Source organism: Gordonia sesuvii (assembly GCF_036350415.1).
Taxonomy (GTDB): Bacteria; Actinomycetota; Actinomycetes; order Mycobacteriales; family Mycobacteriaceae; genus Gordonia; species Gordonia sesuvii.
In genome coordinates this window covers 157729-183477 of sequence record NZ_JAZDUF010000004.1, presented here as the reverse complement: position 1 = coordinate 183477, position 25749 = coordinate 157729, and the positions used below count along the sequence as shown (strand labels likewise).

The 25749-nt window shown below is 68.3% G+C and carries 27 protein-coding genes; 18 read left to right on the top strand and 9 right to left on the bottom strand.

Features of this window, described 5'->3' with window-relative positions; translation table 11 throughout:
- Nucleotides 1-159: 159 nt before the first annotated feature.
- Complete coding sequence (locus VZC37_RS14655; RefSeq protein ID WP_330433312.1) at nucleotides 160-474, top strand: WhiB family transcriptional regulator; 315 nt, start codon at nucleotides 160-162, stop codon at nucleotides 472-474.
- 291 nt (nucleotides 475-765) lie between these two features.
- Here VZC37_RS14655 and bagB read toward each other — a convergent pair whose 3' ends face one another.
- Together bagB and bagA are read right to left on the bottom strand one after the other, a co-directional pair.
- Nucleotides 766-1875 carry an ArsA family ATPase gene (gene bagB / locus VZC37_RS14650; RefSeq protein WP_330433311.1) on the bottom strand — a complete coding sequence of 370 codons (1110 nt, stop codon included), beginning with the start codon at nucleotides 1873-1875 and terminating at the stop codon, nucleotides 766-768.
- Between the two features lie 2 nt (nucleotides 1876-1877).
- Entirely contained in the window at nucleotides 1878-2903 is a 1026-nt protein-coding gene (bagA, locus tag VZC37_RS14645; RefSeq protein WP_330433310.1) for an ATPase BagA, read from the bottom strand.
- Between the two features lie 44 nt (nucleotides 2904-2947).
- Here bagA and sp36 point away from each other — a divergent pair, with 44 nt between their 5' ends.
- From sp36 to VZC37_RS14630, 3 genes are read left to right on the top strand one after another with little or no spacing between them, the layout of a single operon-like run.
- Nucleotides 2948-3112, top strand: coding sequence for a Sp36 family protein (gene sp36 / locus VZC37_RS14640; protein WP_330433309.1), 165 nt, complete (start codon nucleotides 2948-2950; stop codon nucleotides 3110-3112).
- A 3-nt stretch (nucleotides 3113-3115) separates the two neighbouring features.
- Nucleotides 3116-3589 carry a RidA family protein gene (locus VZC37_RS14635; RefSeq protein ID WP_330433308.1) on the top strand — a complete coding sequence of 158 codons (474 nt, stop codon included), beginning with the start codon at nucleotides 3116-3118 and terminating at the stop codon, nucleotides 3587-3589.
- Between the two features lie 17 nt (nucleotides 3590-3606).
- On the top strand, nucleotides 3607-4371 hold the full coding sequence (locus VZC37_RS14630; RefSeq protein WP_330433307.1) for a TSUP family transporter: 765 nt from the start codon (nucleotides 3607-3609) through the stop codon (nucleotides 4369-4371).
- Nucleotides 4372-4374: 3 nt separating this feature from the next.
- Here VZC37_RS14630 and VZC37_RS14625 read toward each other — a convergent pair whose 3' ends face one another.
- Complete coding sequence (locus VZC37_RS14625; RefSeq protein ID WP_330433306.1) at nucleotides 4375-5400, bottom strand: GlxA family transcriptional regulator; 1026 nt, start codon at nucleotides 5398-5400, stop codon at nucleotides 4375-4377.
- A 65-nt stretch (nucleotides 5401-5465) separates the two neighbouring features.
- Here VZC37_RS14625 and VZC37_RS14620 point away from each other — a divergent pair, with 65 nt between their 5' ends.
- The 4 genes from VZC37_RS14620 to VZC37_RS14605 all read left to right on the top strand — a co-directional run bounded on the left by VZC37_RS14620 (nucleotide 5466) and on the right by VZC37_RS14605 (nucleotide 9138).
- Nucleotides 5466-6722, top strand: coding sequence for an MFS transporter (locus VZC37_RS14620; protein ID WP_330433305.1), 1257 nt, complete (start codon nucleotides 5466-5468; stop codon nucleotides 6720-6722).
- A 54-nt stretch (nucleotides 6723-6776) separates the two neighbouring features.
- A complete protein-coding gene (locus VZC37_RS14615) occupies nucleotides 6777-6980 on the top strand; it encodes a hypothetical protein (protein WP_330433745.1) in 204 nt (67 codons plus the stop codon).
- A 125-nt stretch (nucleotides 6981-7105) separates the two neighbouring features.
- On the top strand, nucleotides 7106-8230 hold the full coding sequence (locus VZC37_RS14610) for an SPFH domain-containing protein (RefSeq protein WP_330433304.1): 1125 nt from the start codon (nucleotides 7106-7108) through the stop codon (nucleotides 8228-8230).
- 56 nt (nucleotides 8231-8286) lie between these two features.
- Nucleotides 8287-9138 carry an MBL fold metallo-hydrolase gene (locus tag VZC37_RS14605; RefSeq protein WP_330433743.1) on the top strand — a complete coding sequence of 284 codons (852 nt, stop codon included), beginning with the start codon at nucleotides 8287-8289 and terminating at the stop codon, nucleotides 9136-9138.
- A gap of 153 nt (nucleotides 9139-9291) precedes the next feature.
- Here the strand turns inward: VZC37_RS14605 and VZC37_RS14600 are convergent, their stop codons facing one another.
- Nucleotides 9292-9966 carry a Crp/Fnr family transcriptional regulator gene (locus VZC37_RS14600; protein ID WP_006330855.1) on the bottom strand — a complete coding sequence of 225 codons (675 nt, stop codon included), beginning with the start codon at nucleotides 9964-9966 and terminating at the stop codon, nucleotides 9292-9294.
- Nucleotides 9967-10161: 195 nt separating this feature from the next.
- Nucleotides 10162-10434: a hypothetical protein gene (locus VZC37_RS14595; RefSeq protein ID WP_330433303.1), complete on the bottom strand. Its 273-nt coding sequence runs from the start codon at nucleotides 10432-10434 to the stop codon at nucleotides 10162-10164.
- 159 nt (nucleotides 10435-10593) lie between these two features.
- On the opposite strand from VZC37_RS14595, the gene nth reads away from it, so the two are divergent.
- From nth to VZC37_RS14575, 4 genes are read left to right on the top strand one after another with little or no spacing between them, the layout of a single operon-like run.
- The gene (gene nth / locus VZC37_RS14590; protein ID WP_330433302.1) at nucleotides 10594-11406 is read left to right on the top strand and encodes an endonuclease III; all 813 of its coding nucleotides are present in this window, start codon (nucleotides 10594-10596) and stop codon (nucleotides 11404-11406) included.
- Nucleotides 11403-12152, top strand: a complete 750-nt coding sequence (locus VZC37_RS14585) for a TlpA family protein disulfide reductase (protein WP_330433301.1) — start codon at nucleotides 11403-11405, stop codon at nucleotides 12150-12152. The genes nth and VZC37_RS14585 overlap by 4 nt, the downstream gene beginning before the upstream one ends.
- Before the next feature lie 13 nt (nucleotides 12153-12165).
- The gene (locus VZC37_RS14580; RefSeq protein WP_330433300.1) at nucleotides 12166-12999 is read left to right on the top strand and encodes an NUDIX hydrolase; all 834 of its coding nucleotides are present in this window, start codon (nucleotides 12166-12168) and stop codon (nucleotides 12997-12999) included.
- A complete protein-coding gene (locus VZC37_RS14575; protein WP_330433299.1) occupies nucleotides 12996-14195 on the top strand; it encodes a MarP family serine protease in 1200 nt (399 codons plus the stop codon). The genes VZC37_RS14580 and VZC37_RS14575 overlap by 4 nt, the downstream gene beginning before the upstream one ends.
- Nucleotides 14196-14390: 195 nt before the next feature.
- Here the strand turns inward: VZC37_RS14575 and VZC37_RS14570 are convergent, their stop codons facing one another.
- The 3 genes from VZC37_RS14570 to acs form a co-directional block, all read right to left on the bottom strand.
- A complete protein-coding gene (locus VZC37_RS14570) occupies nucleotides 14391-15326 on the bottom strand; it encodes an alpha/beta fold hydrolase (protein ID WP_330433298.1) in 936 nt (311 codons plus the stop codon).
- A gap of 3 nt (nucleotides 15327-15329) precedes the next feature.
- Nucleotides 15330-15872, bottom strand: a complete 543-nt coding sequence (locus VZC37_RS14565; RefSeq protein WP_330433297.1) for a phage holin family protein — start codon at nucleotides 15870-15872, stop codon at nucleotides 15330-15332.
- Nucleotides 15873-16245: 373 nt separating this feature from the next.
- Nucleotides 16246-18198 (bottom strand): acetate--CoA ligase, encoded by a 1953-nt coding sequence (acs, locus tag VZC37_RS14560; protein ID WP_330433296.1) that lies wholly within the window; start codon nucleotides 18196-18198, stop codon nucleotides 16246-16248.
- Nucleotides 18199-18378: 180 nt separating this feature from the next.
- On the opposite strand from acs, the gene VZC37_RS14555 reads away from it, so the two are divergent.
- Nucleotides 18379-19134, top strand: coding sequence for a Fic family protein (locus VZC37_RS14555; RefSeq protein ID WP_330433295.1), 756 nt, complete (start codon nucleotides 18379-18381; stop codon nucleotides 19132-19134).
- Between the two features lie 637 nt (nucleotides 19135-19771).
- On the opposite strand, the gene VZC37_RS14550 is transcribed toward VZC37_RS14555, so the two are convergent.
- A complete protein-coding gene (locus tag VZC37_RS14550; RefSeq protein ID WP_330433294.1) occupies nucleotides 19772-20635 on the bottom strand; it encodes an HAD family hydrolase in 864 nt (287 codons plus the stop codon).
- A gap of 395 nt (nucleotides 20636-21030) precedes the next feature.
- On the opposite strand from VZC37_RS14550, the gene VZC37_RS14545 reads away from it, so the two are divergent.
- From VZC37_RS14545 to VZC37_RS14525, 5 genes are all read left to right on the top strand, one after another.
- Nucleotides 21031-21999, top strand: a complete 969-nt coding sequence (locus tag VZC37_RS14545) for an esterase/lipase family protein (RefSeq protein WP_330433293.1) — start codon at nucleotides 21031-21033, stop codon at nucleotides 21997-21999.
- Nucleotides 22000-22103: 104 nt separating this feature from the next.
- A complete protein-coding gene (gene ssd / locus VZC37_RS14540; RefSeq protein WP_330433292.1) occupies nucleotides 22104-23162 on the top strand; it encodes a septum site-determining protein Ssd in 1059 nt (352 codons plus the stop codon).
- Nucleotides 23159-24328, top strand: coding sequence for a TadA family conjugal transfer-associated ATPase (locus VZC37_RS14535; RefSeq protein WP_330433291.1), 1170 nt, complete (start codon nucleotides 23159-23161; stop codon nucleotides 24326-24328). Before ssd ends, VZC37_RS14535 begins: the two co-directional genes overlap by 4 nt.
- Nucleotides 24325-25122, top strand: a complete 798-nt coding sequence (locus tag VZC37_RS14530) for a type II secretion system F family protein (protein WP_330433290.1) — start codon at nucleotides 24325-24327, stop codon at nucleotides 25120-25122. The genes VZC37_RS14535 and VZC37_RS14530 overlap by 4 nt, the downstream gene beginning before the upstream one ends.
- A complete protein-coding gene (locus VZC37_RS14525) occupies nucleotides 25119-25736 on the top strand; it encodes a type II secretion system F family protein (RefSeq protein WP_330433289.1) in 618 nt (205 codons plus the stop codon). Before VZC37_RS14530 ends, VZC37_RS14525 begins: the two co-directional genes overlap by 4 nt.
- Nucleotides 25737-25749 lie beyond the last annotated feature (13 nt).

Sequence of the window (25749 nt, the reverse complement as noted above, 5' to 3'; positions counted from 1 at the left end):
CACTTAACAATGGGCCAGCGAATGTGAACCGTGGCTAGCGAGCCGGTGAACACAGGTCGGTTGCACGACCAGGTGAGCGCATTCGGGTCAGGACCGCCGGACCGGTGCGGAAACGCCGGTGGGTCCGGCGAGACGCAACGACAGACAGGGGTCGGCGGAATGGCGATGGCGGCAGTGTCCACCGGAGACGATGCTCGATTGATGTGGGTGTCACAAGCTCGATGCCGGGGCGGAGACCCCGATGAACTGTTCGTCCGAGGTGCGGCGCAGCGCAAGGCCGCGACCATCTGCCGGCACTGCCCGGTACAGCTCGAATGCGGCGCCGACGCCCTCGACAACCGCGTCGAGTTCGGCGTCTGGGGCGGAATGACGGAGCGTCAGCGGCGGGCGTTGCTCCGGCAGCATCCCGAGGTCACCTCGTGGGCCCAGTTCTTCGAGGCCCAGCGTCGTCGGCAACGCGCCGACGCGGTGTGACCTGACACGCACGAACACCAGGCATGGCCGACCCGATGGGTCGGCCATTGTCGTTGCGGGGGCGGGATCTCGATACGCGCCGGGCTCGCAGGCTCGCACGCCGCTACTCGATCAGCGGTTGGGGACGCGGCGGGCTCGCAGGCTCGCACGCCGCTACTCGATCAGCGGTTGGATACGCCCCACGATCCGGCCGTTCCCCAACCGCTGGTCGAGTAGCCGACGAGCGGCAGCGAGGAGGCGTATCGAGACCCCGCAACCCCACGACGGCCCCGCGCACCGACCGCTGGACCCTCAGCCGCGCCCGGTGATCTGCTCGGCCACCGCGCGCAGGGCGACGACGTCGGCGACCTCGAACGGCAGGGACGGCACGCCGACGATCGGCACCGCGGGATGCGCGGCGGTGAATCGTTGCAGCAGGTGGAGCTCGCGTTTTCCGGTCGACGCACGTTCGGCGTGGATCTCCAGGACCCCGCGGCTCAGTTCGTCGTCGATGTGCTCGAGCGCGGCCCGCGCCGACGACTCCGAGATCGAGGTCAGGTTCGGATGGGTGCGATTGAGGATCAGACCCGCCAGCGGCATCTTCTCCTCCGACAGCCGATCGACGAAGAACGCCGCCTCGCGTAAGGCATCCGGCTCGGCCGCGGCGATCACCGCGAACTGGGTGCCCGGCTGTTTGAGCAGCTCATAGGTCTTGGTGGCGCGATCCTGGAACCCGCCGAACATCGAGTCCAGCGACTGTACGAAAGTCGCGACGTCGCGCAGCATGTCGCCGCCGATGATGGTGGAGACACCACGCATCGCCAGGCTCATCGCGCCGGTCACCATCCGCCCGACGCCTCGGCCGCCGCCGACGAGCATCTTCATCAGACGTCCGGACAGGAACGAACCCAGCCGCTGCGGCGCGTCGAGGAAGTCGAGGGCGTTCCGCGACGGCGGGGTGTCGACGACGATGAGGTCCCACCGGTCCTCCTCGATCAGTTTCCCCAGCTTCTCCATCGCCATGTACTCCTGCGTGCCGGAGAACGACGACGCCATCGTCTGATAGAAGGAGTTCTCCATGATCGCGGCGGCACGGTCCGGCGACGAGTACTCGAGCACCATCTCGTCGAAGGTGCGGCGCATGTCGAGCATCATCGCGTCGAGCGACCCCGGACCGCCCTCCCCGAGTGAGCCGAGTTCCACCGGCTGCGGATCGTTGGTGAGTTCCGACATCCCCAGTGACTGCGCGAGCCGGCGGGCCGGGTCGATGGTGAGGACCGCGACCTTCCGGCCGTGTTCGGCGGCGTACATCGCCATCGCCGCGGCGGTGGTCGTCTTGCCGACACCGCCCGCACCGCAGCAGATCACCACGCGCGTGGCGGGGTTGGTGAGCACCGAACCCATCTTGAGGTCGACCGGCATCGTCAGGCACCTGCCTTCTGCAAGAGGTTGGCGAGCTCGTAGATCGACCCGAGATCGACGCCGTCGCCCAGCGCGGGGAGCTCGAGGATGGGCAGTTCGGCCTCGTCGAGCTGAGCCTTCGCGACCTGCTGCGCCTGCAGTCGGGTGGCGTGCTCGATGGTCTCCGTGAGCAGCCCGGACAGGTCATCGTCGGACAGGGTGAGGCCGGCCCCGGACAGGTGCTCGACCACCCGCGGTGCGTCGATCCGGCCTTCGGCGATGTCGTCGATCGAGCCGACGGGCAGGTGCGTCGGACTGACCCGGTTGATGATCAGGGTGGCGACGGTGAGGCCCTTGGCGTGCAGTTCGTCGATGGCCTCGATGGTCTCCTGGATCGGCATGGCCTCGAGCAGGGTGACCAGGTGGACGACGGTGTCCTCAGAGTGCAGCAGCTTCACCACGCCGTCGCTCTGGCTGCGGATCGGGCCGGTCTTCGCCAGGTCCGCCATCGCCTTCGTCACGTCGAGGAAGCTCCCGATCCGACCGGTCGGCGGGGAGTCGACCACCACCGCGTCATAGACGCGACGCCCCTGCTTGTCGGTGTGGATGATGCGTTCCTTGATCTTGCCGGTGAGCAGGACGTCGCGCAGGCCCGGCGCGATCGTCGTCACGAAGTCGATCGCCCCGATCCGCTTCATCGCCCGGCCGGCGAAGCCGAGGTTGTAGAACATGTCGAGGTATTCGAGCAGGGCATGCTCGATGTCGATGGCCAGCGCCGACACCTCGCCGCCGCCGGATGCGGTCGCGATGCGGGTGTCGGTGGGTGGCAGCGGCGGGATGTCGAAGAGTTGCGCGATGCTCTGGCGCCCTTCGCATTCCACCAACAACACCTTCTTGCCGTCGGCGGCGAGGGCGAGCGCGAGAGCCGCCGCGACGGTGGTCTTGCCGGTGCCGCCCTTTCCGGACACGAAGTGCAGTCGTGCACGTCCGGCGGCCTGCGGCCATTCGTTGGTGTGCCCGGAATCGTCGGGCGGTGTCACGTTCACCACTGCATCACCATATCGACAACGGTGTACCCACTACTCTCTAGACCATGAGTGAAACGACCGCATGGGAATACGCGACGGTGCCGTTGCTGACGCACGCCACGAAGCAGATCCTCGATCAGTGGGGTGCCGACGGCTGGGAGTTGGTGACCGTCCTGCCCGGCCCGACCGGTGAGCAGCACGTCGCGTACCTGAAGCGTCCGAAGGGCTAGGCGATGGCAACGTCGTGGTCGCAGCGGTTGGTCGAGTTGGGCATCACGCTGCCTGAGGTGGTCGCCCCGGCCGGCAGCTATGTCCCCGCCGTCCGCACCGGCAATCTCGTCTACACCGCAGGTCAGCTGCCCATCATCGACGGCAAGCTCGAGGTGCCCGGCAAGGTGCACGAAGGCGCCGAGGGGGTTGTGAAGCCAGAGCAGGCCAATCGCGCCGCCCGTCAGTGCGCGTTGAACGCGCTGGCGGCCGTCGACGGGCTCGTCGGTATCGACGCGATCGTGCGGGTCGTCAAGGTCGTCGGGTTCGTGGCCTCCGCACACGGGTTCACCGGTCAGCCCGCCGTGATCAACGGCGCCTCCGATCTGCTCGGCGAGATCTTCGGCGATGCCGGTGTGCATGCGCGGTCGGCGGTCGGTGTGGCGGAACTGCCGCTCGGATCGTCGGTCGAGGTCGAGCTGATCGTCGAGGTCGCCTGACCGCGACCACGCGGTAGATGGACATCGCGCTGCTGCTGACCGCGGCCGCTGCAGCCGGATGGGTGGACGCCGTCGTCGGCGGTGGCGGCCTCGTCCTGATCCCGGCGCTGATGATCGCGTACCCGGGGCTCGCGCCGGCCACCGCTCTGGGCACCAACAAACTGGCCGCGATCTTCGGGACCGCGTCGGCGGCGTTCGCCTACGCCCGTCGGCTGACGGTCGACGTCCGACGGCTGATGCCGGTATTCGTCAGCGCCGTCGTGTTCGCAGGCCTCGGCGCCTTCACGGCGAGCCGACTGCCCGCCGAGGTGTTCACTCCGATCGTGCTGTGCCTGCTCGTCGCCGTCGGGTTGTTCGTGGCGCTCAATCCCGGGTTCGGCTCGGGTCTCGCGGTAGCCAGGCCGCGATGGTCGGTGCTGCTCGGTCTGGTTCTGGCCGGGGTGGTCATCGCGTTCTACGACGGGGTGATGGGGCCTGGGACGGGCACGTTCCTCATCGTCAGCCTCACCGCGCTGGTCGGAACCGGGTTCCTGGAGAGCTCGGCGATGGCCAAGGTGATCAACACCGGCACCAATCTGGGGGCGCTGGCCGTGTTCGCGTGGCAGGGAAACGTGCTGTGGCTGTTGGGACTCGGCCTGGCGGTCGCCAACATCGCGGGCGCGCAGGTCGGCGCGCGGATGGCCATCGGCCGCGGCAGTGTGTTCGTCCGGTGGGTGCTGCTCGCGGTGGTCGTCATGATGGTCGCCAGCCTGGGCTATGACCTCGTCTCCGACGGAGTGTGACGGTCAGTGCGAGCGAGGCCGGAAGTTGCTGCGGTAGGCGCTGGGCGACAACGACATACGTTTGTGGAAATGGGTCCGTAGCGACTCCGGTCCGAGCCCGACCGCGGCCGCGACCTGATCCACGGGGTCATCCGTGCGTTCCAGGAGCGCGGCCGCCGCACGCACACGCTGCCCGGTGAGCCACGCGCCCGGGCCCATCCCGTAGGTGTCGACGAACCGACGGTTGAACGTACGCAACGACATCGACGCATGGTCGGCCAGATCGCGGGTCGTCAGGGTCCGATCCAGGTTCCGGACCGCCCATGCAGTGGTCGCGGCGAGCGCGGGAGTCCCCGTCGATGAGGAGGCCTGCGCCTCCAGTCGCGTTCGGTCGCGGGCGATCTCGTCGACGGCCTCGTCGTGCAGACTGTTCCCCGGCGGCATGAACTGGGCCTGGCCGCCCGGGCGGTGAAACGCCACGACGGTCCGTCGGGCGAAGTCTCGCGCGACATCGCCGCCATGATCGCGTTCGACCAGGTGCAGGCACAGGTCGATGCCTGCCGCCAGCCCGGCGCTGGTGAGCACATCGCCGTCGTCGACATAGAGCACCGACGCATCGACCTCGATACGCGGATACCGTGTCGCCATTGCATCCGCATCCAGCCAGTGCGTGGTCGCGCGCCGGCTGTCGAGCAGGCCGGTCTCGGCAAGAGTGAAGGCCCCCACGCAGATCGACACGAGCCGCGTGCCTCGACGATTCGCCCGGATCAGTGCCTCCACGACCGCCGCTGACGGCGTACGCCGCGCCGCGTCGTGATAGCCCGGGATCACCACGGTGTCCGCGTCGTCGAGGGCATCGAGTCCGTGCTCCACATGAATCGAGACTCCGGCACACGTGGTCACCAAACCGGGTCTCTCGGCGCAGGTGGTCAGCGAATAACGGGGTGGCCCGATGTGCCCGAACATCTGAACGGGAGCCGCCATGTCCATGAGGACCAACCCGTCGGTGACCAGCACAACCACTCGATGGACGGCCGACTCATCTGGCATGAAATCAGGGTATACCGGCATTGATGCCACTGGTGTGGACGCCGTTGACGGGTCACGCTGGGCAGGTGACCGAACGAATCTCACCCGACCGGACGCCGGCCATTCCGGCCGACGCCCGACGTCGGGTGCAACGCCGCACGATCGCGCTGCTGTGCCTCGCGCAGGTTCTCGGCGGGCTGGCCATGGGCGCCTCGCTCGCACTCGGCGCGATCCTCGGTGAGCGACTTTCCGGGACCGAATCACTGGCCGGATTGCCCACCACGGTGCTCACCCTCGGCGCCGCGGCCGCCGGTCTGCCGCTGGCCGCGCTGGCGCAGCGCTCCGGGCGACGGCCGGCGCTCGCCACCGGCTTCGTGATCGCCGCTGCCGGCGCAGCAGTGGTGGCGATCGCCGTCGACCTGGGCTGGTTCCCGTTGATGCTCGTCGGTATGGCCGGGGTGGGTAGTGGCACCGCGGTGAGTCTGCAATCCCGTTTCGCCGCAACCGACCTCGCCGAACCGCGGACTCGTGGCCGCGACCTGTCGTTGGTGGTGTGGACGACGATGGTCGGCGCGGTCGCCGGACCTGCCCTGCTGCCGCTCGGCGCCGACCTCGCCGACCTCGCGCACATCCACGAGTTGGCTGGTCCGTTCGTGATCGGCGCGGTCGGCAGCCTGACCGCGGCAGCGGTGCTGTGGGCGGGGTTGCGCCCGGACCCGTTGGTCCTGGCCGCCGACGATGCCGCTTCGGAGAATCGTGCGAAACCCTCACTGGCACAGGGATGGCAGACGATCCGGCAGACCGCCGAGGCGCGCAACGCGGTGATCGCCGTCGTATCCGCGCACGCCGTCATGGTTGCGGTGATGGCGCTGACCCCGGTCCACATGACCCACGGCGGGGCCAGTCTCACGCTCGTCGGTCTCTCGATCAGCGCGCACATCGCCGGCATGTACGCCCTGGCGCCGGTGATGGGGATCCTGACCGACCGGCTCGGTCGGGTCCCGACCATCGTCGTCGGACAAGGCCTGCTGCTGGCCTCGTGCGTCGTCGGTTTCGCATTGCAGCACAACCAGTCCGGGCTCGTCGTGGGGCTGGTCCTGCTCGGGCTGGGGTGGTCGGCGACCACGGTGGCGGGGTCGACCCTGCTCACCGAGAGCGTTCCGTTGGCCCTGCGTCCGCGTGTGCAGGGCATCTCGGACACCGCGATGAGTCTCGCCGGAGCGGTGTCCGGCGCTCTGGCCGGTGTCGTCGTCGGACTGTTCGGATATCCGGTCCTGGTGCTCTCCGCGGGGGCGATCAGTGTGCTCGCGGCCGCGTACGTGCTGACCGATCGACCGGGCTGACCGTGACGACCGGCCGGTAGCGTTGAGGCTGGACGGAACAGGGGGCGGGTCATGATGATCGGGACGACGGGTGTGGTGACGATCGCCGTCGGCGGCGGCGACTCGCTCGGCGAGGTCGAGCTGTCGCTCGCCGGCGGCACCGAGCGTTTTCTCGCCGTCGCCGCCGTGCCGGTCGCGGTCGACGCAACCGTGCTCGTGGTGGAGGTCCGTCCCGGACGCATCGTCGTCGTCGAACCGTGGGTGCCGATGCCGTCCTGAGCGCGGGCGGCTGCGTCGTCCGAACGGATGATCGCGGGAACCGCGCCGTAGGATCACGCGTCAAACATGTGATGACTGGCTTGTGCGACGAGACGTCGTGCGGCAGACGCGATTCAGGAGGCCCCATGCTCGGCTACCACGTTCCCGAACCCGACGAGGCGATGCTCATCTCGGGCAAGAAGACACACGAGGGCGGGCCGTTCGACGTTGTCGTCGGTCACGGTCGGTGGGTGATCCCGCTGTTCCGCAAGGTGCGGTTCCTGTCGATGGCGATGCACGAGGCCCAGATCCGCGAGGTGTGTGTGACCACCCAGGGCATCCAGCTCGACGTCCGCGCGGTCATCGCCCACAAGGTCGGCGGCGATGTCGCGTCGATCGTCAACGCCGGTCAACGGTTCATCTCGGAGCAGGAGAACGAGATGAACCAGCTCACGGGTCAGATCTTCTCCGGCCATCTGCGCTCGATCGTCGGGTCGATGACCGTGGAACAGATCATCCGCGAACGCGACACCCTGGCGCGTCAGGTGCTCGAGGCATCCAAGCGGGAGATGGGGTCGATCGGTCTCGTAGTCGACTCGTTCCAGATCCAGTCCATCGACGACATGGACTCCGGCTACATCACCGCGCTCGCCGCCCCGAACATCGCGAAGGTGCAGCGTGAGGCCGCCGTCGAGCGGGCCCGCGCCGATCAGGAGTCGGCGAAGGCGCAGCAGGAATCGTTGCGCAATCAGGCCGACTACGAACGTGAGACCGCGATCAAGCGTGCGCAGATCAAGGCGGAGACCGACAAGGCCGATGCCGAGGCTGCGCAGGCCGGGCCGCTCGCCGAGGCGCGCGTGAATCAGGAGATCATCCGGGAGCAGTCGGTGCTGGCGCAGGCGGAAGCCGATTTGCGCGAACAGCAACTGATCTCCGAGGTGGTCAAGCCGGCCGAGGCCGAGGCGCGGCGCACGCAGATCATCGCGGAGGCCGATGCGCGGGCGGTCGAGATCCAGTCGGCGGCCGCCGCCAAGAACAACCGCATCGCGCTCGATCAGCAGATCATCGAACAGCTGCCCGCGTTGGTCGGCGAGATCGCGAAGGGACTCGGCTCGTCGAACCTCACGGTGTTCAACGGTGCCGAGGGCGTCAACGAGGTGATGACCGGTGTCGTCACGCAAGGGGCCGCGTTGCTCAAGAGCCTGCAGACGGAGTTCGTGCCGAAGGTCGTCGACGAGGTGGCCGACGACGTCGACGAACGATCGGCGTGACCTGAACCACTGACGATGTTCCCGCCTGGGTAGTGTCGGACGGTGTGACCGACAGTGTGGACCGAAGCGCCGACAACGACACCACCGAGAACGACAGCGCGCGAACCACTCCGACACACCCGGCGTACGGGGTCGTCCGTGAGGTGACCCCGTTCGCTTCGGTGTTGCTGTGCAACAACCCGGGCTCGATGGAGCTCGACGGGACCAACACCTGGATATTGCGTGCGCCCGGCCATCCCGAGTGCGTCATCGTCGACCCGGGGCCGCCGAACAAGAAGGGGCATGTCCGGCGGATCGCGGAACAGCCGGGGATCGCACTCGTACTGATCACCCACCGCCATTTCGACCACACCGGAGCCATCAAGCGGCTACGCAAACGGGTCGACGCGCCGGTGCGCGCCCGGTCGGCGAAGTTCACCCATGGAGCGTCGACGCTTGCCGACCGGGAAGTGATCGAGGCGGCGGGATTGCGGATCACGGTGATACACACACCCGGTCACACCGGCGATTCGTTGAGTTTCCTCGTGGAGTGTGACGGGCAACGTGCGCTGCTGTCCGGCGACACCATCCTCGGAAGCGGCACCACGGTCATCGACCCCACCGACGGCACGCTGCGCGACTACATGAACTCGTTGAACCGGATCATCGTCGAGGGTGAGGACGCCGTCCTCCTACCCGCCCACGGACCCGACCATCCGCAGGTCGGACCGGTCGCGCGGTACTACAAGGCACACCGGGAGGAACGCATCGACCAGATCGTCGCCGCCCTCGACGAACTCGGTGTCCCGGCCAGGAAGGCCAAGCCGATGAAGGTGGTACGCAAGGTGTACGCCGACGTCGACAAGAAGCTGTGGCCGGCGGCCCGGATGTCGGTCAAGGCGCAGCTGGAGTACTTGCGGGAGGGCTGACCCCTTCGTGACGCGACCCTCGTTCCTCGGGTGCTCCTCAGGGAGCGGGGGGCCGACCCTCGTTCCTCGGGTGCTCCTCAGGGAACGGGAATTAGATCTGATCCCTGAGGAGGCCGGAGCTTGCGGAGGCCGTCACGAAGGGCCGTCGAACACCTAGCGCGCGCGACGTGCCAAACGCTCGGAATCGGCGATGAGGACGCTCTTACCCTCCAAGCGCAGCCAGCCGCGCTGTGCGAAGTCGGCGAGTGCCTTGTTGACCGTCTCGCGTGACGCACCGACGAGCTGGGCGATCTCTTCTTGGGTGAGGTCGTGGGTGACACGGAGCGCGCCACCCTCCTGGGTGCCGAAACGCTGCGCGAGCTGCAGCAACTGCTTGGCGACACGGCCGGGAACATCGGTGAAGATGAGGTCGGCGAGGTTGTTGTTGGTGCGGCGCAGGCGGCGGGCGAGAACCCGCAGCAGCTGCTCGGCGATCTCGGGACGGTCCTTGATCCAGGCGCGCAGGGCGTCGCGGTCCATCGAGACAGCACGCACCTCGGTCACGGTGGTCGCCGACGACGTACGCGGGCCGGGGTCGAAGATGGACAGCTCACCGAACATGTCCGACGGGCCCATGATGGTGAGGAGGTTCTCCCGACCGTCAGGGGAGCGACGTCCGACCTTCACCTTGCCGGACAGGATGATGTACAGCCGATCGCCGGGTTCTCCCTCGTGGAAGATCACGTGCCCGCGGGGAAAATCGACGGGTTGAAGCTGCTTGGTCAGCGCTGCGACGGCGGAGGGCTCGACACCCTGGAATATGCCCGCCCGCGCCAGTACGTCCTCCACCTAAGGAACCTTTCTCGTCCTAACCACACTCGCCTGGCAACCACGCGCCGGAAACCATTCTCCTACCGGCGGCAGCCATGTTGCCTCGTGCAACGCTACTCTCGCCCCCAGCATATGTGTTGAATGGGTCACTGGCCGGACCATTGCGGCGAGTCGGATGAGCGGTGTCTGTTGAGCGCTGTCGGGAACCCACGCTCAGCTGGCGCGCTGCGGGGACGTCGAGAACACGTCGTCGGCGTCCGTGTCAGCCGAACCCGGACGGGTGCGGCGACTGCGGAATTCATCGAGCGCGGCCGGAAAACCCTCCTTGGCCAGCGTGTCCACCTGAGCTGCGTCGGCCGACTCCAGGAACTCTTCCACGTGATCCCGGGAGACCGCGAGACGGTCGATTCGGGCCTGAACCTTCTCCATCGCGAGTGCGAAGAGCATCAGCACAGCCGGGAACAGCAGCGCGGCGAGACCTTGCATGGGGACCAGTAAACACAATTCGAACTGCGTCCCGCCAACCAGAGAGACCGGCTTCACTGACTTGTTACCAAGGCGAAGCTTGTTGCGGACCGGTCGTTCACAGACCCCCCTCACCTACTCCGTGGGCTCCTCTGGGGCGACGTCGCTAACCTGAGATGCGTGAGTGCACGTAAGACCGCCGACGCCGCCCGGGCGCCGGAACCGAGGACGACGGTGCGCGACGGCGCCGGGCGTCGACGGAAGGTCGAGACCCGTCTCGGGTTGGTGCGTCGTGCACGCCGGATGGATCGGACCCTGCAGATCGCGTTCCCACACGTGTACTGCGAGCTGGATTTCACAACGCCCCTGGAACTCTCGGTGGCCACCATCCTGTCGGCCCAGTGCACCGACGTGCGGGTGAACCAGGTCACGCCCGCGCTGTTCGCGCGCTACCCGAGCGCCCGGTCGTACGCGGAGGCCGACCGCACCGAGCTCGAAGAGATGATCCGCTCGACCGGCTTCTACCGGAACAAGGCGAACTCGATCATCGGGCTCGGGCAGGCCCTGGTGGAGCGGTTCGACGGAGAAGTGCCGGGCACGTTGAAAGAGCTGGTCGCGCTGCCCGGATTCGGTCGCAAGACCGCCAACGTGGTTCTCGGCAACGCCTTCGGTGTGCCGGGTATCACCGTCGACACCCACTTCGCCCGGTTGGTGCAGCGGTGGGAATGGACCGAACACACCGACCCGGTCAAGATCGAACACGCGGTCGGGGAACTCATCGAACGCAAGGAGTGGACCGACCTCTCCCATCGCGTCATCTTCCACGGCCGCCGCGTCTGCCATGCCCGGAAACCGGCATGTGGGGTGTGCATCCTCGCCAAGGATTGTCCGGCGGCGGGCACCGGACCGATGGACAAGGCGGAGGCGGCGAAGCTGGTCAAGGGCCCCGAGACCGAACATCTCCTCGATCTGGCGGGGCTGTCGGCGCAGTGAATCAGACCCCGACGAGTGCGGAGTCGAGCCCTGCCGAGGACGACTCCGACAACGCCCCACCCGGCCCGCGACGCGGCGGCAGGTTTCCCGCCGCCGCGCGGTGGACCATCGTCTTCACTGTTGTCATCCTCGCCCTGGTGGTGGCGATCTGGCCACGTGGAGACGACCGCGATAGCGGCACCGAAGCGCCGCCGACGGCGACCGGGGTGAACGTGACCGACGCCCCCGTCGACGACGCGCAGTTGGCGCAGGCTCGAAGCGACGCCGCGTTGCCGCCGTGCCCGGAGACGGGCCTGCCCGCCGGACCGCAGGCCGCGCTGGCCGGTGTGACCGTCCCGTGCCTCGCCGACGGCGCCGACTACGACATCGGCGCCGGCACCGCCGGCCGCCCGACGGTGATCAACATGTGGGCGGTGTGGTGCCTGCCGTGCCGTCGGGAACTGCCGGTGGTCGACGACTACGCCCAGCGCGCCGGCGACCAGGTGAACGTTGTCGCCGTCCACGCCCAGGAAGGTGCACAGAACCCGTACATGGCGTTGCGCTTCCTCCACGAGAACGACGTCCGGCTGCCGTCGGTGCTGGACACCGACGCCGAGATCGCCGCAGCGCTCGGGGCGCCCCGGGTGTTCCCGTCGACGATCCTCGTCCGCGCCGACGGCACGGTCGCGAAGGTGCTGCCGCAGGTATTCCACCAGCCGGACGAGATCGCCGACGCCGTCCAGCAGTACCTCGGGGTGACGACATGAGCGGGGTGACGACATGAGCGCCGACCACGCCGGCGGCCCGACCCTCGGACCGCTGGTTCCCACCGAACAGATCCCACCGTGGATGCGTCGACTCACCGAAGACGTCACCGCCGTCACCGAGGCGGTCCTGCGGCGGGGCGGCGACCGGACCCGCTGGGCGTCGTTGCTCGACCGGAACCGTCGCGACGCGGCCGTACTCGTACTGGTCGCGGGCTCGTGGCACGAGGCGTTCGACCATCCCGGCGGACTTCCGGCCGACGCCGAGATCCTGCTCACCGAACGGGCGCCGACGTTGCGCCAGCACAGCGGGCAGGTCGCGTTCCCGGGCGGCGGCCTCGACCCCGGCGACGATTTCCCGGTCGGCACCGCGCTGCGCGAGGCCGCGGAGGAGACGGGCCTCGTTCCCGAAGGCGTCGACATCATCGCCAACCTGCCGTCGTTCCCGGTGCCGGTGTCGAGCTTCGACGTGACACCGGTGCTGGCACATTGGCGCGAGCCCGGAGAGGTTCGCGTCGTCGACACGGGGGAGACGGCGCGGGTGGCGCGGGTCAACCTGCGGTCGCTGCTGGCGCCGGAGAATCGATTCCAGGTGCAGCGCAGCGTGCTCGGTGCGCGCGCCTACCGTGGCCCCGCGTTCATGGTGGACGGACTGCTCGTGTGGGGCTTCACCGGCGGACTGATCGCCGCGATGAGCGAGGTCGCCGGCTGGGATGTGCCGTGGGACAAAGACGACGTCCGACCGCTCGACGAGGCGATCGAGGCGGCCGGTAGCCCCCAGACGATCGGGCCGTCGGCCGTCCTGCCCGCATCCATGCGCCGCGACGGTGACGAAGGCGGGGTTCGGTGACCGGATCGGGGTGGGTGGATCTCATCGTCGTGGTGATCGCCCTGCTCGCCGCGGCCAGCGGTTTTCGCCAGGGTGCGGTCGCGTCCGCGCTGGCCTTCCTGGGTGTCGTGCTCGGCGCCATCGCCGGCATCCTGCTCGCGCCGCATGTCATCTCGAACTTCGACGATCGCACCACCCGGCTCCTGGTCGGGGTGGTGTTGCTGGTCGGCTTGATCATCATCGGCGAGGTCTCGGGCATGATCCTCGGGCGCGCCGCGCGCAGTGGCATCCGCTCACGCGGGGTGCGTCGGGTCGACAGCATCATCGGTTCCGGTCTGCAGGTCGTCGCGGTGCTGATCGCCGCGTGGCTGCTCGCGATCCCGCTGAGCAGTTCGTCGGAGACCCAGGTGTCCACGGCCGTCCGCGGGTCCAAGGTCCTCAGCGGCGTCGACGAGGTCGCGCCGCAGTGGTTGCGAGACCTCCCCAAGGACTTCAGTGCGCTCCTCGACAACTCGGGCCTGCCGCAGGTCATCGGTCCGTTCGGGCGCACTCCGGTCGCGGAGGTCGGGCCGCCCGATCCGCAGGTCCTGCAGCTTCCGGTGGTCAACCAGACCCGGCCGAGCGTGGTCAAGATCGAGGGCACGGCACCGAGCTGTCGACAGGCCCTCGAGGGCAGCGGGTTCGTGATCTCGCCCGAGCGGGTGATGACCAACGCGCACGTCGTCGCCGGCACCCGGCGGCTCACCGTCACGTCACCCGCCGGACAGCAACTGCCCGCGCGGGTGGTGCTGTTCGACAGCGACAACGACGTCGCGGTGCTCGACGTCCCGGGGCTGACCGCGCCGGCACTGGATTTCGCCGATGGGGAGGCAGCGACCGGTGAGGACGCGATCGTGCTCGGCTATCCGGAGGCCGGACCGTTCGCGGTCAGCGCCGTCCGTGTGCGCGACAAGATCAACCTGTCCGGTCCCGACATCTATCGGACGGGGCAGATCCTTCGTGAGGTGTACACCGTTCGTGGAGTGATCCGGCAGGGCAACTCGGGCGGGCCCATGATCAACTCCGCCGGTCAGGTGGTCGGCGTGGTGTTCGGCGCGGCCGAGGACACCACCGACCAGACCGGATTCGTGCTGACCGCCGAACAGGTGCGCCAGAACTTCACCGACTCCGAGGCGCGGTCGGCGCGGGTCAGCACACAGACGTGCGTGCACGCCTGATCGGGGCCGAGCACTGGTCCCTGAGGAGGATGTCACCACCCGATCCCTGAGGAGGCCGGAGCTTGCGGAGGCCGTCACGAAGGGGCGCCCTTCGTGACCCTTCGATACGCTCGCGAGCTCGCCACTCAGGGCGGCGCGCTCGCAGCTCGCTCCCAGCCTGGATCCGTGGAGAGACGCGCGTTCCTCAGGGGCCGCCTATTCCGACAGCAGCCCCAGGAGTCGTTCGGTCACCGCATCGGGTTGTTCCTGGTGGACGAAATGCGCGGCGTCGTCGATCTCCCGGTACTCCAGGTGCGCCGACCACCGATGACTGGCGGCCATCACGTGATCGAGGATGTAGGGGTCGTCGCCGCCGCGGAGTGCCAGGACCGGAATGTGCAGCCGTTGGTTCATCAGGTCCATGAACCGGGAGCCGTCCGGGCGGAACTGGGACCGGAACGCCCAGCGCCGGTACTCGAGACTGGAGTGTGCGACATAGGGGATCTGTATCGCCGACCGGTTGAGTTCGACGGCCTCGGCGTAGTCGCTGGTGCCCTGCCACGATGGCGCGGCGCGTTCGGCGAAGTACTGCGCGATGTAGGCCCCGTCGCGTTGCGCCAGACGTCGTTCGCCCAACCGCGGAAGCTGATTGTGCAGGAACCCGGGGAGGAAGGCGCTGCGTTGACGCCGATCCCGGATGACGGCCCGGCGTAGCGCGCGGGGATGTGGCGACGCGATCACCGCGACCCGGCTGACCACGCGCGGATGGAGCGTCGCGGTGGCCCAACAGACCAACCCGCCGTCGGCGTGGCCGACGAGCGTGGCGTCGGAGTGCCCGAGCGCCCGGATGAGTCCGTTGGTGTCGCCGGCAAGGGTCCAGCCGTCGTAGCCGCGCGGGGGCTTGTCGGAGTCCCCGTATCCCCGCAGGTCAACGGCGACGGCGCGGAACCCGGCGTCGGTGAGTGCGGGAATCTGGTGGCGCCAGCTCCACCAGAACTCACCGAATCCGTGCAGCAGGAGGACGAGTGGTCGATCGGCCGGTTGCGGTCCGGGCGCCTCCACCGCGTGGAAACGGAGACCGTTCGCGCGGACGTCGAAGTGATGCCAGTCGCCGGAGACGCGGACGCTCGACGGATCAGGCGGTCCGGCCAAGACTCATCCCTTGGCGGGATCGTGCGCGCGCGGCAGCTCCGGGTGCTCGCCGTCGGCGGTGCGCTTCGCCGGGCTCGACGACGACCCCGAGTGGCCACCGGGCAGCACCGTCGGCACTTCCTTGACGCTTGCGATCGTCTTCTTCGGTCCGCGTACCTTCCGGAACAACACATAGCCGACGAACGCCATGACGACGGTGATGAACACCAGGATCAGGAAGACGATCAGGAATGCCAGCCACCGCGGCATCCAGTTGTCGAGCAGTTCGGCGAGGAAGAAGAAAAAGAAGAAACTGGAGTACAGCGCCATCACACCGGCGACGACCAGCAGCCCGGTGCCGGCGCCGGCCTTCTTCGCCTCGCCGACGAGTTCGGCCTTCGCCAGTGCGACCTCGGACCGGAACAGTGTCGAGACGCTCGCCGAGGCGTCCTTGACCAGGTTCCCGATGGACGGCTCGCCGTTGCGGCCGTGCGTGGGATCCGACAGCGGGATCGACGGGGCCGATCCGGCGTCCTGGGTGGTTGGGCCGGGCTCGTTGCGGCTCACAGAATCCTCCGTACCTCGGTGTCGAGATCATGTTGCCATGCCTCCGGCCGAGTCGGTGTTGGCGGGCGCAGGATTTCTCGTGTCGAGTGGGCGCCGTTTTCCGTCGAGTGGGCGCTACTTTTCGTTGAATGGGCGTGAGTCGATGCCCATACGCGCCCACTCAACGGAAAACGACGCCCACTCGACCGCCGTCAGGCGAGTTGGGTGCCTCGGCTCACCGCCGTCAGGCGGGTTGGGAGCCTCGGGTCGCCGCCGTCAGGCGGGTTGGGAGCTTGGCTCACCGCCGTCGTGCCTCGGGTCGCCGCCGTCGGGCGGGTTGGGAGCTTGGCTCACCGCCGTCGGGCGAGTGGGTGCCGGAACTCGCCGCCGCTGTCTAGGCCTTCTTCTTGCGGATGGCCTCGAAGACGGACGGGTCGACGAGTGTGGAGGTGTCGCCGAGTTCGCGGCCTTCGGCGACGTCCTTGAGCAGGCGTCGCATGATCTTGCCGGAACGGGTCTTGGGCAGTTCGGGCACGACGTTGATCTCGCGGGGTTTGGCGATCGGCGAGATCTCGATCGACACCTGTTCACGCAGTTCCTTGACGAGTGCCTCGCCGGTGTTCTCCACACCTTCGCGCAGGATGACGAACGCGACGATGCCCTGGCCGGTGGTCTCGTCGGCGGCGCCGATGACGGCGGCCTCGGCGACCCCGGAATGTCCGACCAGTGCGCTTTCGACCTCGGCGGTGGAGATGCGGTGGCCGGAGATGTTCATGACGTCGTCGACGCGGCCGAGGACCCAGAGCGCGCCGTCGTCGTCGTAGCGGGCGCCGTCGCCGGCGAAGTACCAGCCCTGCTCGGCGAACCGTGACCAGTAGGTCTCCCGGTAGCGGTCCTCGTCGCCCCAGATGCCACGCAGCATCGACGGCCATGGCTCGTCGAGCACCAGGTAGCCCTGCTCACCGTGGGCGACGGGTTTGCCCTGATCGTCGACGATGTTGGCGGAGATGCCGGGCAACGGCTTCATCGCCGAACCCGGTTTGGCGGCGGTGACGCCGGGCAGCGGGGAGATCATGATGGCGCCGGTCTCGGTCTGCCACCAGGTGTCGACGATGGGCGCGGTGTCGCCGCCGATGACCTCGCGGTACCACTTCCACGCCTCGGGGTTGATCGGCTCACCGACCGACCCGAGCAGCCGTACCGACGACAGGTCGTGGGCGTCGGGGATCTCGCGGCCCCACTTCATGAAGGTGCGGATCAGTGTCGGCGCGATGTAGTAGATCGTCACCCCGTACTTCTCGATGATCTCGAAATGGCGATGTTCGTTGGGGGAGTTGGGTGTTCCCTCGTACACCACTTCGGTGGCGCCGTTGGACAGTGGACCGTAGACGAGGTAGGAGTGGCCGGTCACCCAGCCGATGTCGGCGCCGCACCAGAACACGTCGCGGCCTTCTTTGTGATCGAAGACGTTGTGGAAGGTGTAGGACGCCTGGGTGAGGTATCCGCCGGAGGAGTGGACGATGCCCTTGGGCTTGCCGGTGGTGCCGGACGTGTAGAGCAGGAACAGCGGGTGCTCGGCGTCGAACGCCTCGGGCTCGTGGGTGTCGGACTGCTCGTCGACGGTGTCGTCCCACCACACGTCACGACCGTCGACCCAGTTCAGATCCGGGTCGTGGTTGGTGCGACGCACCACCAGGACCTTCTCCACCGACTTGGCGGCATCGTCGCCGGTGCCGAGAGCTTCGTCGACGGCGGCCTTCAGCGGTGCGGGCTTGCCGCGACGGTACTGGCCGTCGGTGGTGATGACCAACTTCGCCTCGGCGTCATCGACACGCGAACGCAGTGCGCCCGAGGAGAATCCGGCGAACACCACGGAGTGGGTCAACCCCAGTCGGGCGCACGCGAGCATCGACACGATCGCCTCGGGAACCATCGGCATGTAGATCGCGACCCGGTCACCGGCGACCAGGCCGATGGCGGTGAAATAGTTTGCCGCCTTGGATACTTCGGCCTGCAGCTGCGTGTAGGTGAGGTCGCGGGTGTCGCCGGGCTCGCCGACCCAGTGAATCGCCACCCGGTCGCCCTTGCCCGCGGCCACATGCCGGTCCACACAGTTGACGGCGACATTCAGCTTTCCGCCGATGAACCACTTCGCGAACGGCGCGTCCGACCAGTCCAGCACCTGACCGAAGTCGGTGTCCCATTCCAGGCGGCGGGCCTGCTCGGCCCAGAACTCAAGACGGTCCGCGTCCGCGCGGTCGTACATCTCGGCGGTGGCGTTGGCCTGGGCAGCGAATTCCTCCGACGGCGGGTAGCCCTGCGCAGAAGTGGTGGTGGCGGGAGACATCGGTCAGGTGTGCCTTTCACTCTCGACGACATTGGCGTGACGTGCATGCATGCCAGTTCTGATTGTGAGGGTAGTCACGTTGGAACCGTGTTGCAGGTGCCGATCGGCCGGACCATCGGACATCCGCGACGAGTGGTCCGATGGGCACGACGAGCGGCACGCTCATTATCGTGGGTAGGCGTGAGTTCGGATCCGCTGGCACCACTGTTGGAGCTCCCCGGCGTCGCCGATGCCGCCGACCGGGCGCGGGATGCCCTGAGCGCCGTGCATCGACATCCCGCCAATCTGCGGGGCTGGGACAAGACCGCGACCGAGGCGTCCTGGCGTGCCGGACGGTCGTCGGCGGCGATCGATGGTGGCAGCGTCGAGTTGCGGCGCGACGGCGACTTCGACGATCCGGTGCTGGCCGGCTCGATGCGGGTGGCCCAGGCCCTGGACGGCGACGCCCTCGAACAGTTGACGAGCGTGTTCCGCCGGGCGCCGGCTCAGGCGTTCGCCCGACTGCACATGCTGGCCGCGGCCGACCTCGTCGACGATCCGGATCAACTCGGTCGCCCCAGCGCCTCACCGGGCGTCGCCGGACGACTCGATCTGCTCGGTCAGTTGATCACTGGGGCCACCTCGGCGCCGGCCCCGGTTCTCGCGGCTGTGGTCCACGGCGAGTTGTTGGGGGTCGCGGCATTCCCGACGGCCAACGGTGTGGTGGCGCGCGCGGCGTCGCGTCTTGTCTGCACGTCCACCGGACTCGACCCACACAATCTGGGCGTACCGGAGGTGACATGGCTACGACGTCACGACGAGTACCGGAAGTTGTCGGCCGCCTTCGCCGACGGTTCGCCGGACGGTGTCGGCGGCTGGATCGTGCTGTGCTGCGAGGCATTGGAGGCGGGGGCCGCCGAGGCCCGCTCCATCGCCGACGCCGCCCGCGCGGGTTGACCGTGGTCGCTCGGCGTGTCGGCCACTCGGCTCGTTCGTCCCCCTGAAATATCAAGGAGGGGATCTGATTTCAGGGCGAGGGACCGGATCAACTGGGGCCATACAACGCACTGCGGGCGGCCGTCCGGCCGGTGATCCGGCCAGGCTGCCGCCCGCGTAAGCACGGACGCAAGTTACCAAGCGTGCTGGGTGGGTTGTGGGATCGCCTCGGCGAGGGAACGAGTGCCGGTCGGTACGCCCCGGTATGAACCAACATCGAATTGCGGTGCCGCGCAATGGTTCGGGCTTGTTCGGATCGATTCGTTCCGTCTGGCGAACCCAGGGGGTTCACTTCCACCGGATCGATTCGTCCGGGCCCAGCAGGGATCCTTCGTGTCCCGTTCTACGGCCCGCTGTTGGTTACCGGCTTGCCCGTGTCGACCTACGATGTCGCAGGCGCACAACGCTTTTGCCTTATGCGGCGCGCTCCGCGTGGGTGCTTGCCGCCCGTGCTGGGAAGTGCCCGGCGTGGGGGTCCGCTCCTTCTCTTCCGGGGCGGACTTTGCCTTCCGGGATTCCGTAACCCCTTTTGTACACCGTGACCGCGGTCACATCAAGGGTCTTTCGAACCAACATCTGTTGGAGCCGTCGTGCGGCTTCAGGCGCTCCGGGTGCGCTGCCTGCGTTGCAGAATCGAGTGCACGCCGACACCGCTGACGGCGGCCACTCCGGCGCCCAGGGCCAACGCGGCGGCCATCCTCGACGACGGTGTGGGGATGCGGGCCCGCAGTGGCACCGGCCGGTGGAATCCGAGGACCGGCCATCCGGCCTCGACGGCCCGCCGGCGCAGTTGCCGATCCGGGTTGACCGCATTCGGGTGACCGACCACCTCGAGCATGGGTAGGTCGGTGATCGAGTCGGAGTAGGCGAAGCACGACGCGAGGTCGTAGCCGTAGGTCTCGGCCAGATCCGTGACCGCGGTCGCCTTCTCTGTTCCGTAACAATAGAATTCGAGGTTTCCGGTGTAATGTCCGTCGACGACCTCCATCGCGCTCGCGGCGACGTGGTCGATGCCGAGCATCCGGCCGATCGGTTCGACCATCTCACGGCCGGAGGCGGAGACCAGGATGACGTCGTGACCGCGGGCCTGATGGTCGGCGATGAGTTCGGCGGCTTCGGCGAACACCAGCGGGTTCACGACGTCGTCCAGGGTTTCTTCGACGATCGACCGCACCTGCTCGACATCCCAGCCGCGGCACATCTCGGTGACGTGGCGACGTAGGTTCTCCACCTGATCATGGTCGGCCGCGGTGACGAGGAAGAGGAACTGTGCGTAGCTGGACTTGAGCACCGACCGTCGGTTGATGAGGCCTTCGGCGAAGAAGGGTCGGGTGAACGCCAGGGCGCTGGACTTCGCGATGACCGTCTTGTCGAGGTCGAAGAATGCGGCGACACGGCGTCGTGCGGTGGAGGATGTGGTCGAGTCCGGTCCGCGGGAGTCGGTCGACGAGGTGTCCGTCACACCGTCAGAGTAGCGTTCCGCACCGAGCGACCGATAGGTGTCGATGCAACGTTGATGCAGCGTGAAAGCCCAGGCAGCGATATGAAAACGTGACCTCCGCGCCTGGATGATTGTAGTTGCAATCGTCGAAAACCCGTGTGTATAGTCGGCCTTAACCGGTTGATACCGGTGCCTTTCAGCCCGACCCCCCGGGGCTGAAACGCGATGACCCCGGCCTCCTCCCCCCCTGGCCGGGGTCGTCCTCTATCTACAGCCTTTTTCTGGCTTCTCACCTGGATCGCGTCATCATGTTGCGCCGGAAACCGGGACGATCGACCCACCCTGTTGCTAGTTTCCGACGCGGGGCACTAGCTTTCGAAGAAGGTTCGACGATGTGGTCGAAGGGGGAGGCTCGTATGTCGTTCAACAGACGAATCCGGACGCGCGCGGGGTGGGCGGCGCCGATCGTGGTCGCTATCGCCTGTGTGCTGGCGGCGGGGACCGCCCCGAATGCCGACGCCGCACCGCGGGCACCCCTGCCCGAGACGTACAACTTCTTTGCCGGCATCCCCGCCGAGATCGCCGACCCCGGCGGCTCCCTGCCCGGGTCCAACGACTTCGGCTGCCGACCGACGCCGCGACATCCGCGCCCGGTCGTCCTCGTCCACGGCACCGGCGGGTCGAAGCAAACCAACTGGGGCGCCTACGTCGCCATGCTCGCCAACCGTGGCTACTGCGTCTTCGCGCTCACCTACGGCGCGCTGCCCGGCGCACCCTGGCCGATCTCGGCGATCGGCGGGATGACCCGGATGGAGACCAGCGCGGCACAACTGTCGCGATTCGTCGACCGGGTGCTCGACTCCACCGGCGCAGAGACCGTCGATCTCGTCGGGCATTCGCAGGGAACGTACATGCCCACCCACTACCTCAAGCAGCTCGGTGGTGCACCGAAGGTCAGCAAGTACGTCTCACTCGCACCACTGTGGCGGGGATCGTTCGAGGGCGCCCCGTTCACCGAGTTCACCGATCGACTGCTGGGTGGTGCGGACCTGCCGATCTGCGCGGGATGTGGCCAGATGGCCGCGGGATCGCCGATGAACCGGATGATCTGGAGCGGCGGCAGCCCCTATGTACGGGGCATCGACTACACCAACATCTCCACCCGCTACGACGAGTTCGTGGTGCCGTACACGGCCGGTCAGGTCGACGGGCGCGACGGCGAGAGCGTCCGCAACATCGTCGTGCAGGACGGCTGCGAACAGGACCACAGCGAACACATGGCCATCGCCGGGTCGCGGCGGGCCGCGTTCATGGTGCTCAACGCACTCGACCCCGCCCACCCGGTGCGGGTTCCGTGTGAGTACGTGCCGCCGTTCACCGGCTGATCTGTCCCGGCTCGGTTGTCCCCAGCCGCACCAGTTCTCCACAGATCGTCGACAAATCGGGCTCGAGGCCCCAGCGCAGTCGGACCGTCGGACACGATGGCCCGGTGACCGATGAACTCCTGGCGCTCGTGGGGCCCGAGCTGTGCGACGACGTGGCCCGATGCGCGGCCGCGGCCGGCTACCGGATCGTGCACGCCTCGCCCACCGACTGTCGTCGAGAATGGTTGCGGGCCACAGCGGTTGCGATCGACGGCGACGCACTGACCGTCCTCGCCGAGGCCACCCCGCCACGGCGCTCGGGCATCGTGATGGTCACCGCGGGTGAGCCACCGCCCGACACGTGGCGGTCGGCGATGACGCTGGGCGCGGAATACGTCGTGTCCTTGCCCGCAGAGGAGTCGGGTCTGGTGGGGTTTCTCACCGATCTCCGTGTCCCTCAGGTGGGCTCGTCCACCGCCGTGGCGCTGGTCGGTGGGCACGGCGGCGCCGGCGCCACCACCCTCGCTGCCGCCGTCGCGCTCGTCGCAGCGGATCGGTCACGTGTGTTGTTGCTCGACGTCGACGACCTCGGCGCCGGGATCGATCTCACCCTCGGCATCGAGGACCGGTCGGGACTGCGCTGGCAGGACCTCACAGTCGCGGGTGGGACGATGCGTGCGCAGTCGCTCCACGACGCACTGCCCAAGGTGCATGACCGGCTGTCGGTGTTGGCACCGCGCCGTGACGATGCCCAGCCGATCACCGCCGACGCCGTGATCGCCACACTCGATGCCGGACGCGCGGACGGCGACATCGTCGTCGTCGACCTTCCCCGAGCGACCGGACCGGTGACTGAGGCGGTCCTGGACAGCGTGGACCTGGTCGTCGTGGTCACCACGGCCACGGTGCCCGGGGTCGCCGCGAGTCGCTCGGTCGCCACGCGGATGCTGCCGTCGGCCGTCCCCGCCGGACTCGCGGTGCGCGGACCGGCGCCCAGCGGCCTCCGTGCGGCGCACATCGCGGACGCGGTCGGACTGCCGCTGGTCGTCTCGTATCGGCCGGACCCCGGCCTTCCCGGGCGCACCGATGCCGGACCGCTGCAGGTATCGGCGCGCAGCCCCCTCGGGCGGGCGGCGCGCGCCGTGCACCACGCCGCCGACCCCACGGAACGGTCGGCCGCGTGACCGCCGACGACGCGCTGCTCGAACGTGTCCGTGACCGGCTCGCCGCCGATGCCGCCGAGCCCACGCCCGCAATCATCGCCGACGCGATCCGCGTCGAGTCCCGTGGCATGCTCGGCGACACCGATCTCCTGGCCGCACTGCGGTTTCTGCAGACCGAACTGATCGGCGCCGGAAAGCTCGAGCATCTGCTGGCCGAACCCGACATCGCCGACATCCTCGTCGTCGGGCCCGACCACGTGTGGGTGGACCGGGGAGCGGGACTGCAGCTCACCGATGTCCGGTTCACCGGTGAGGCGGCGGTGCGACGACTCGCGGGTCGGCTCGCGCTCAACGCGGGCAAGCGTCTCGACGACGCCCAGCCCTGGGTCGACGGCCAGCTCAGCGGCGTCGGACGACGGGGGCACACCGTGCGCCTGCATGCGGTGATACCGCCGGTGGCCACCGACGGCACGTGTATCTCCCTGCGGATTCTTCGCACGGCGACTCGCAACTTCGACGAACTGGTGTCGCTCGGCGCCGTTCCCACCGAGGTCGTGGATGTGCTGCGTGGGATTCTGCATGCGCGGCTGGCATTCCTGATCGTCGGGGGCACCGGATCCGGAAAGACCACGCTGCTGGGTTCGCTCATCGGGGAGATGGCCCACACCGAACGAATCCTCTGTGTCGAAGACGCCCTCGAACTGGATCCACCGCACCCGCACGTCGTTCGGCTCGTGGCGCGCACGGCGAACGTCGAAGGCGCGGGAGAGGTCCCGGTACGGGCATTGGTCCGGCAGGCCCTGCGGATGCGGCCGGACCGGATCGTCGTCGGTGAGGTGCGCGGCGCCGAGGTGATCGACCTGCTGACCGCGCTCAACACCGGGCACGACGGATGCGCGGGCACCTTGCATGCGAACTCGACGGCCGAGGTCCCGGCGCGCATGGAGGCGCTCGCCGCGCTCGGGGGCATGGAACGGTCCGCATTGCACAGTCAGCTCGCCGCGGCGGTGCAGGTGGTGCTCGGCGTGGATCGGACCCCGGGCGGTGCGCGTGGCCTGGCCGAGATCGGCATGGTCGCGCGCGGCGCCGACGGGTTGGTTCGGATTCGGCCGATATGGTTGCGCGGAAACGGATTCACCGATGGCGCCGACGGCCTCAACGAGCTGATCCGGAAAAGATCGCGGTGACGTCGGTGCTTCTCGCCGCCGCGGTCGGCGTGCTGTGGTGGCCGTCGACGCGTGCGGAGCACCGTCTGGCCCGACTCGCGGGGGCGTACGGCCGTGGCCCGTCACTGCCGGTCCGTACCGTGATCGCCGGGTTCGTGCCGGTCGCCGCGCTCGTCACCGTCGGTTTGGCGGCCGCGTCGTCGGCGGCGATGGTCTCGGCAGCCGTGATGTGGCATCTGCGTCGCACCAGGCGATCCCGTCGGCACGACCGTGAGGTCGCCGACCTGCTGCGGGCCTTGTCGGTGATGATCGCCGAACTCTCGGTCGGCGCGACTCCGCCGCGGGCGTGCGCATCCGCCGCAGCGGAATTGCGTTCCACCGACGGGCATTCCGACGCCGTGGCCGAAGGTCTGGCGGCGATGGCGAGCCGTGCCGAACTCGGTGGTGATGTGGTGGTCGATGCACGTTCCGGGCACGACCTCGCGTGGCGTCGCATCGCGGTGTCGTGGCAGATGGCTGACCGGCACGGTCTGCCGATGATCGACCTGTTGGAGTCGGCACGGTCGGATCTGTTGGCGCGCCAGCAGTTCGCGGCGCGCACCAGGGCCGGCCTCGCGGGTCCGCGCGCCACCGCAACGGTGCTCGCCGGCCTGCCCGTCGTCGGCGTGATCCTCGGTCAGATGATGGGTGCCGACCCCCTGACCGTACTTCTCGGCGGTGGTCTCGGCGGCATCCTGTTGGTCGTGGGAACAGTGCTGTCAATAGCAGGATGGGCGTGGTCGCAACGGATCACGGACCGAGCGGCGACCCGATGAACCCCTGGACCGTGGTTGCTGCGACGTTGATCGCGATGGCGTTGTGGCTGCTACCGGGGCCCGCGTGGACGCTGCACCGGGTCCGTGCGATACCCGATCAGCCGCAGCCCGCCACATCCAGTCGATCGCCGGACGATCCGTTTGCCGTCGCATCGGCGATCGATCTCTTCGCGGTGTGTCTCCGAGCCGGCCTGCCGGTGGGTCCGGCCGCCGCCCTCGTGGCAGAGGCGGCACCTCCCGGACTCGCGCGACCGCTCACCGTCACAGCCGATCTCCTCGCCCTCGGTGCGGATGCCGACTACGCTTGGCGACGATTCGAGGCGAACGGGGGAGGCGAGGAGTCCGCTCGTCGCGAGGGCGTCGATGTCGAGCGTTTCGACGCCTTGGCCACGTTGGCCCGCCGGTCCGCGCGGGCCGGGTCGTCGTTGGCCGGCGGCCTCACCGAGCTCGCGGACGGCATCCGCCGCCAAGCCCACGACGACGCCCTCGCCGCCACCGAACGGGCCGGCGTCGCGATCAGTGCGCCGTTGGGATTGTGCTTCCTCCCGGCATTCGTGTGCCTGGGCATCGTGCCGGTGGTTCTGGGTCTGGCCGGATCGGTACTCGGTGGGTGACGCCCCCTCCACG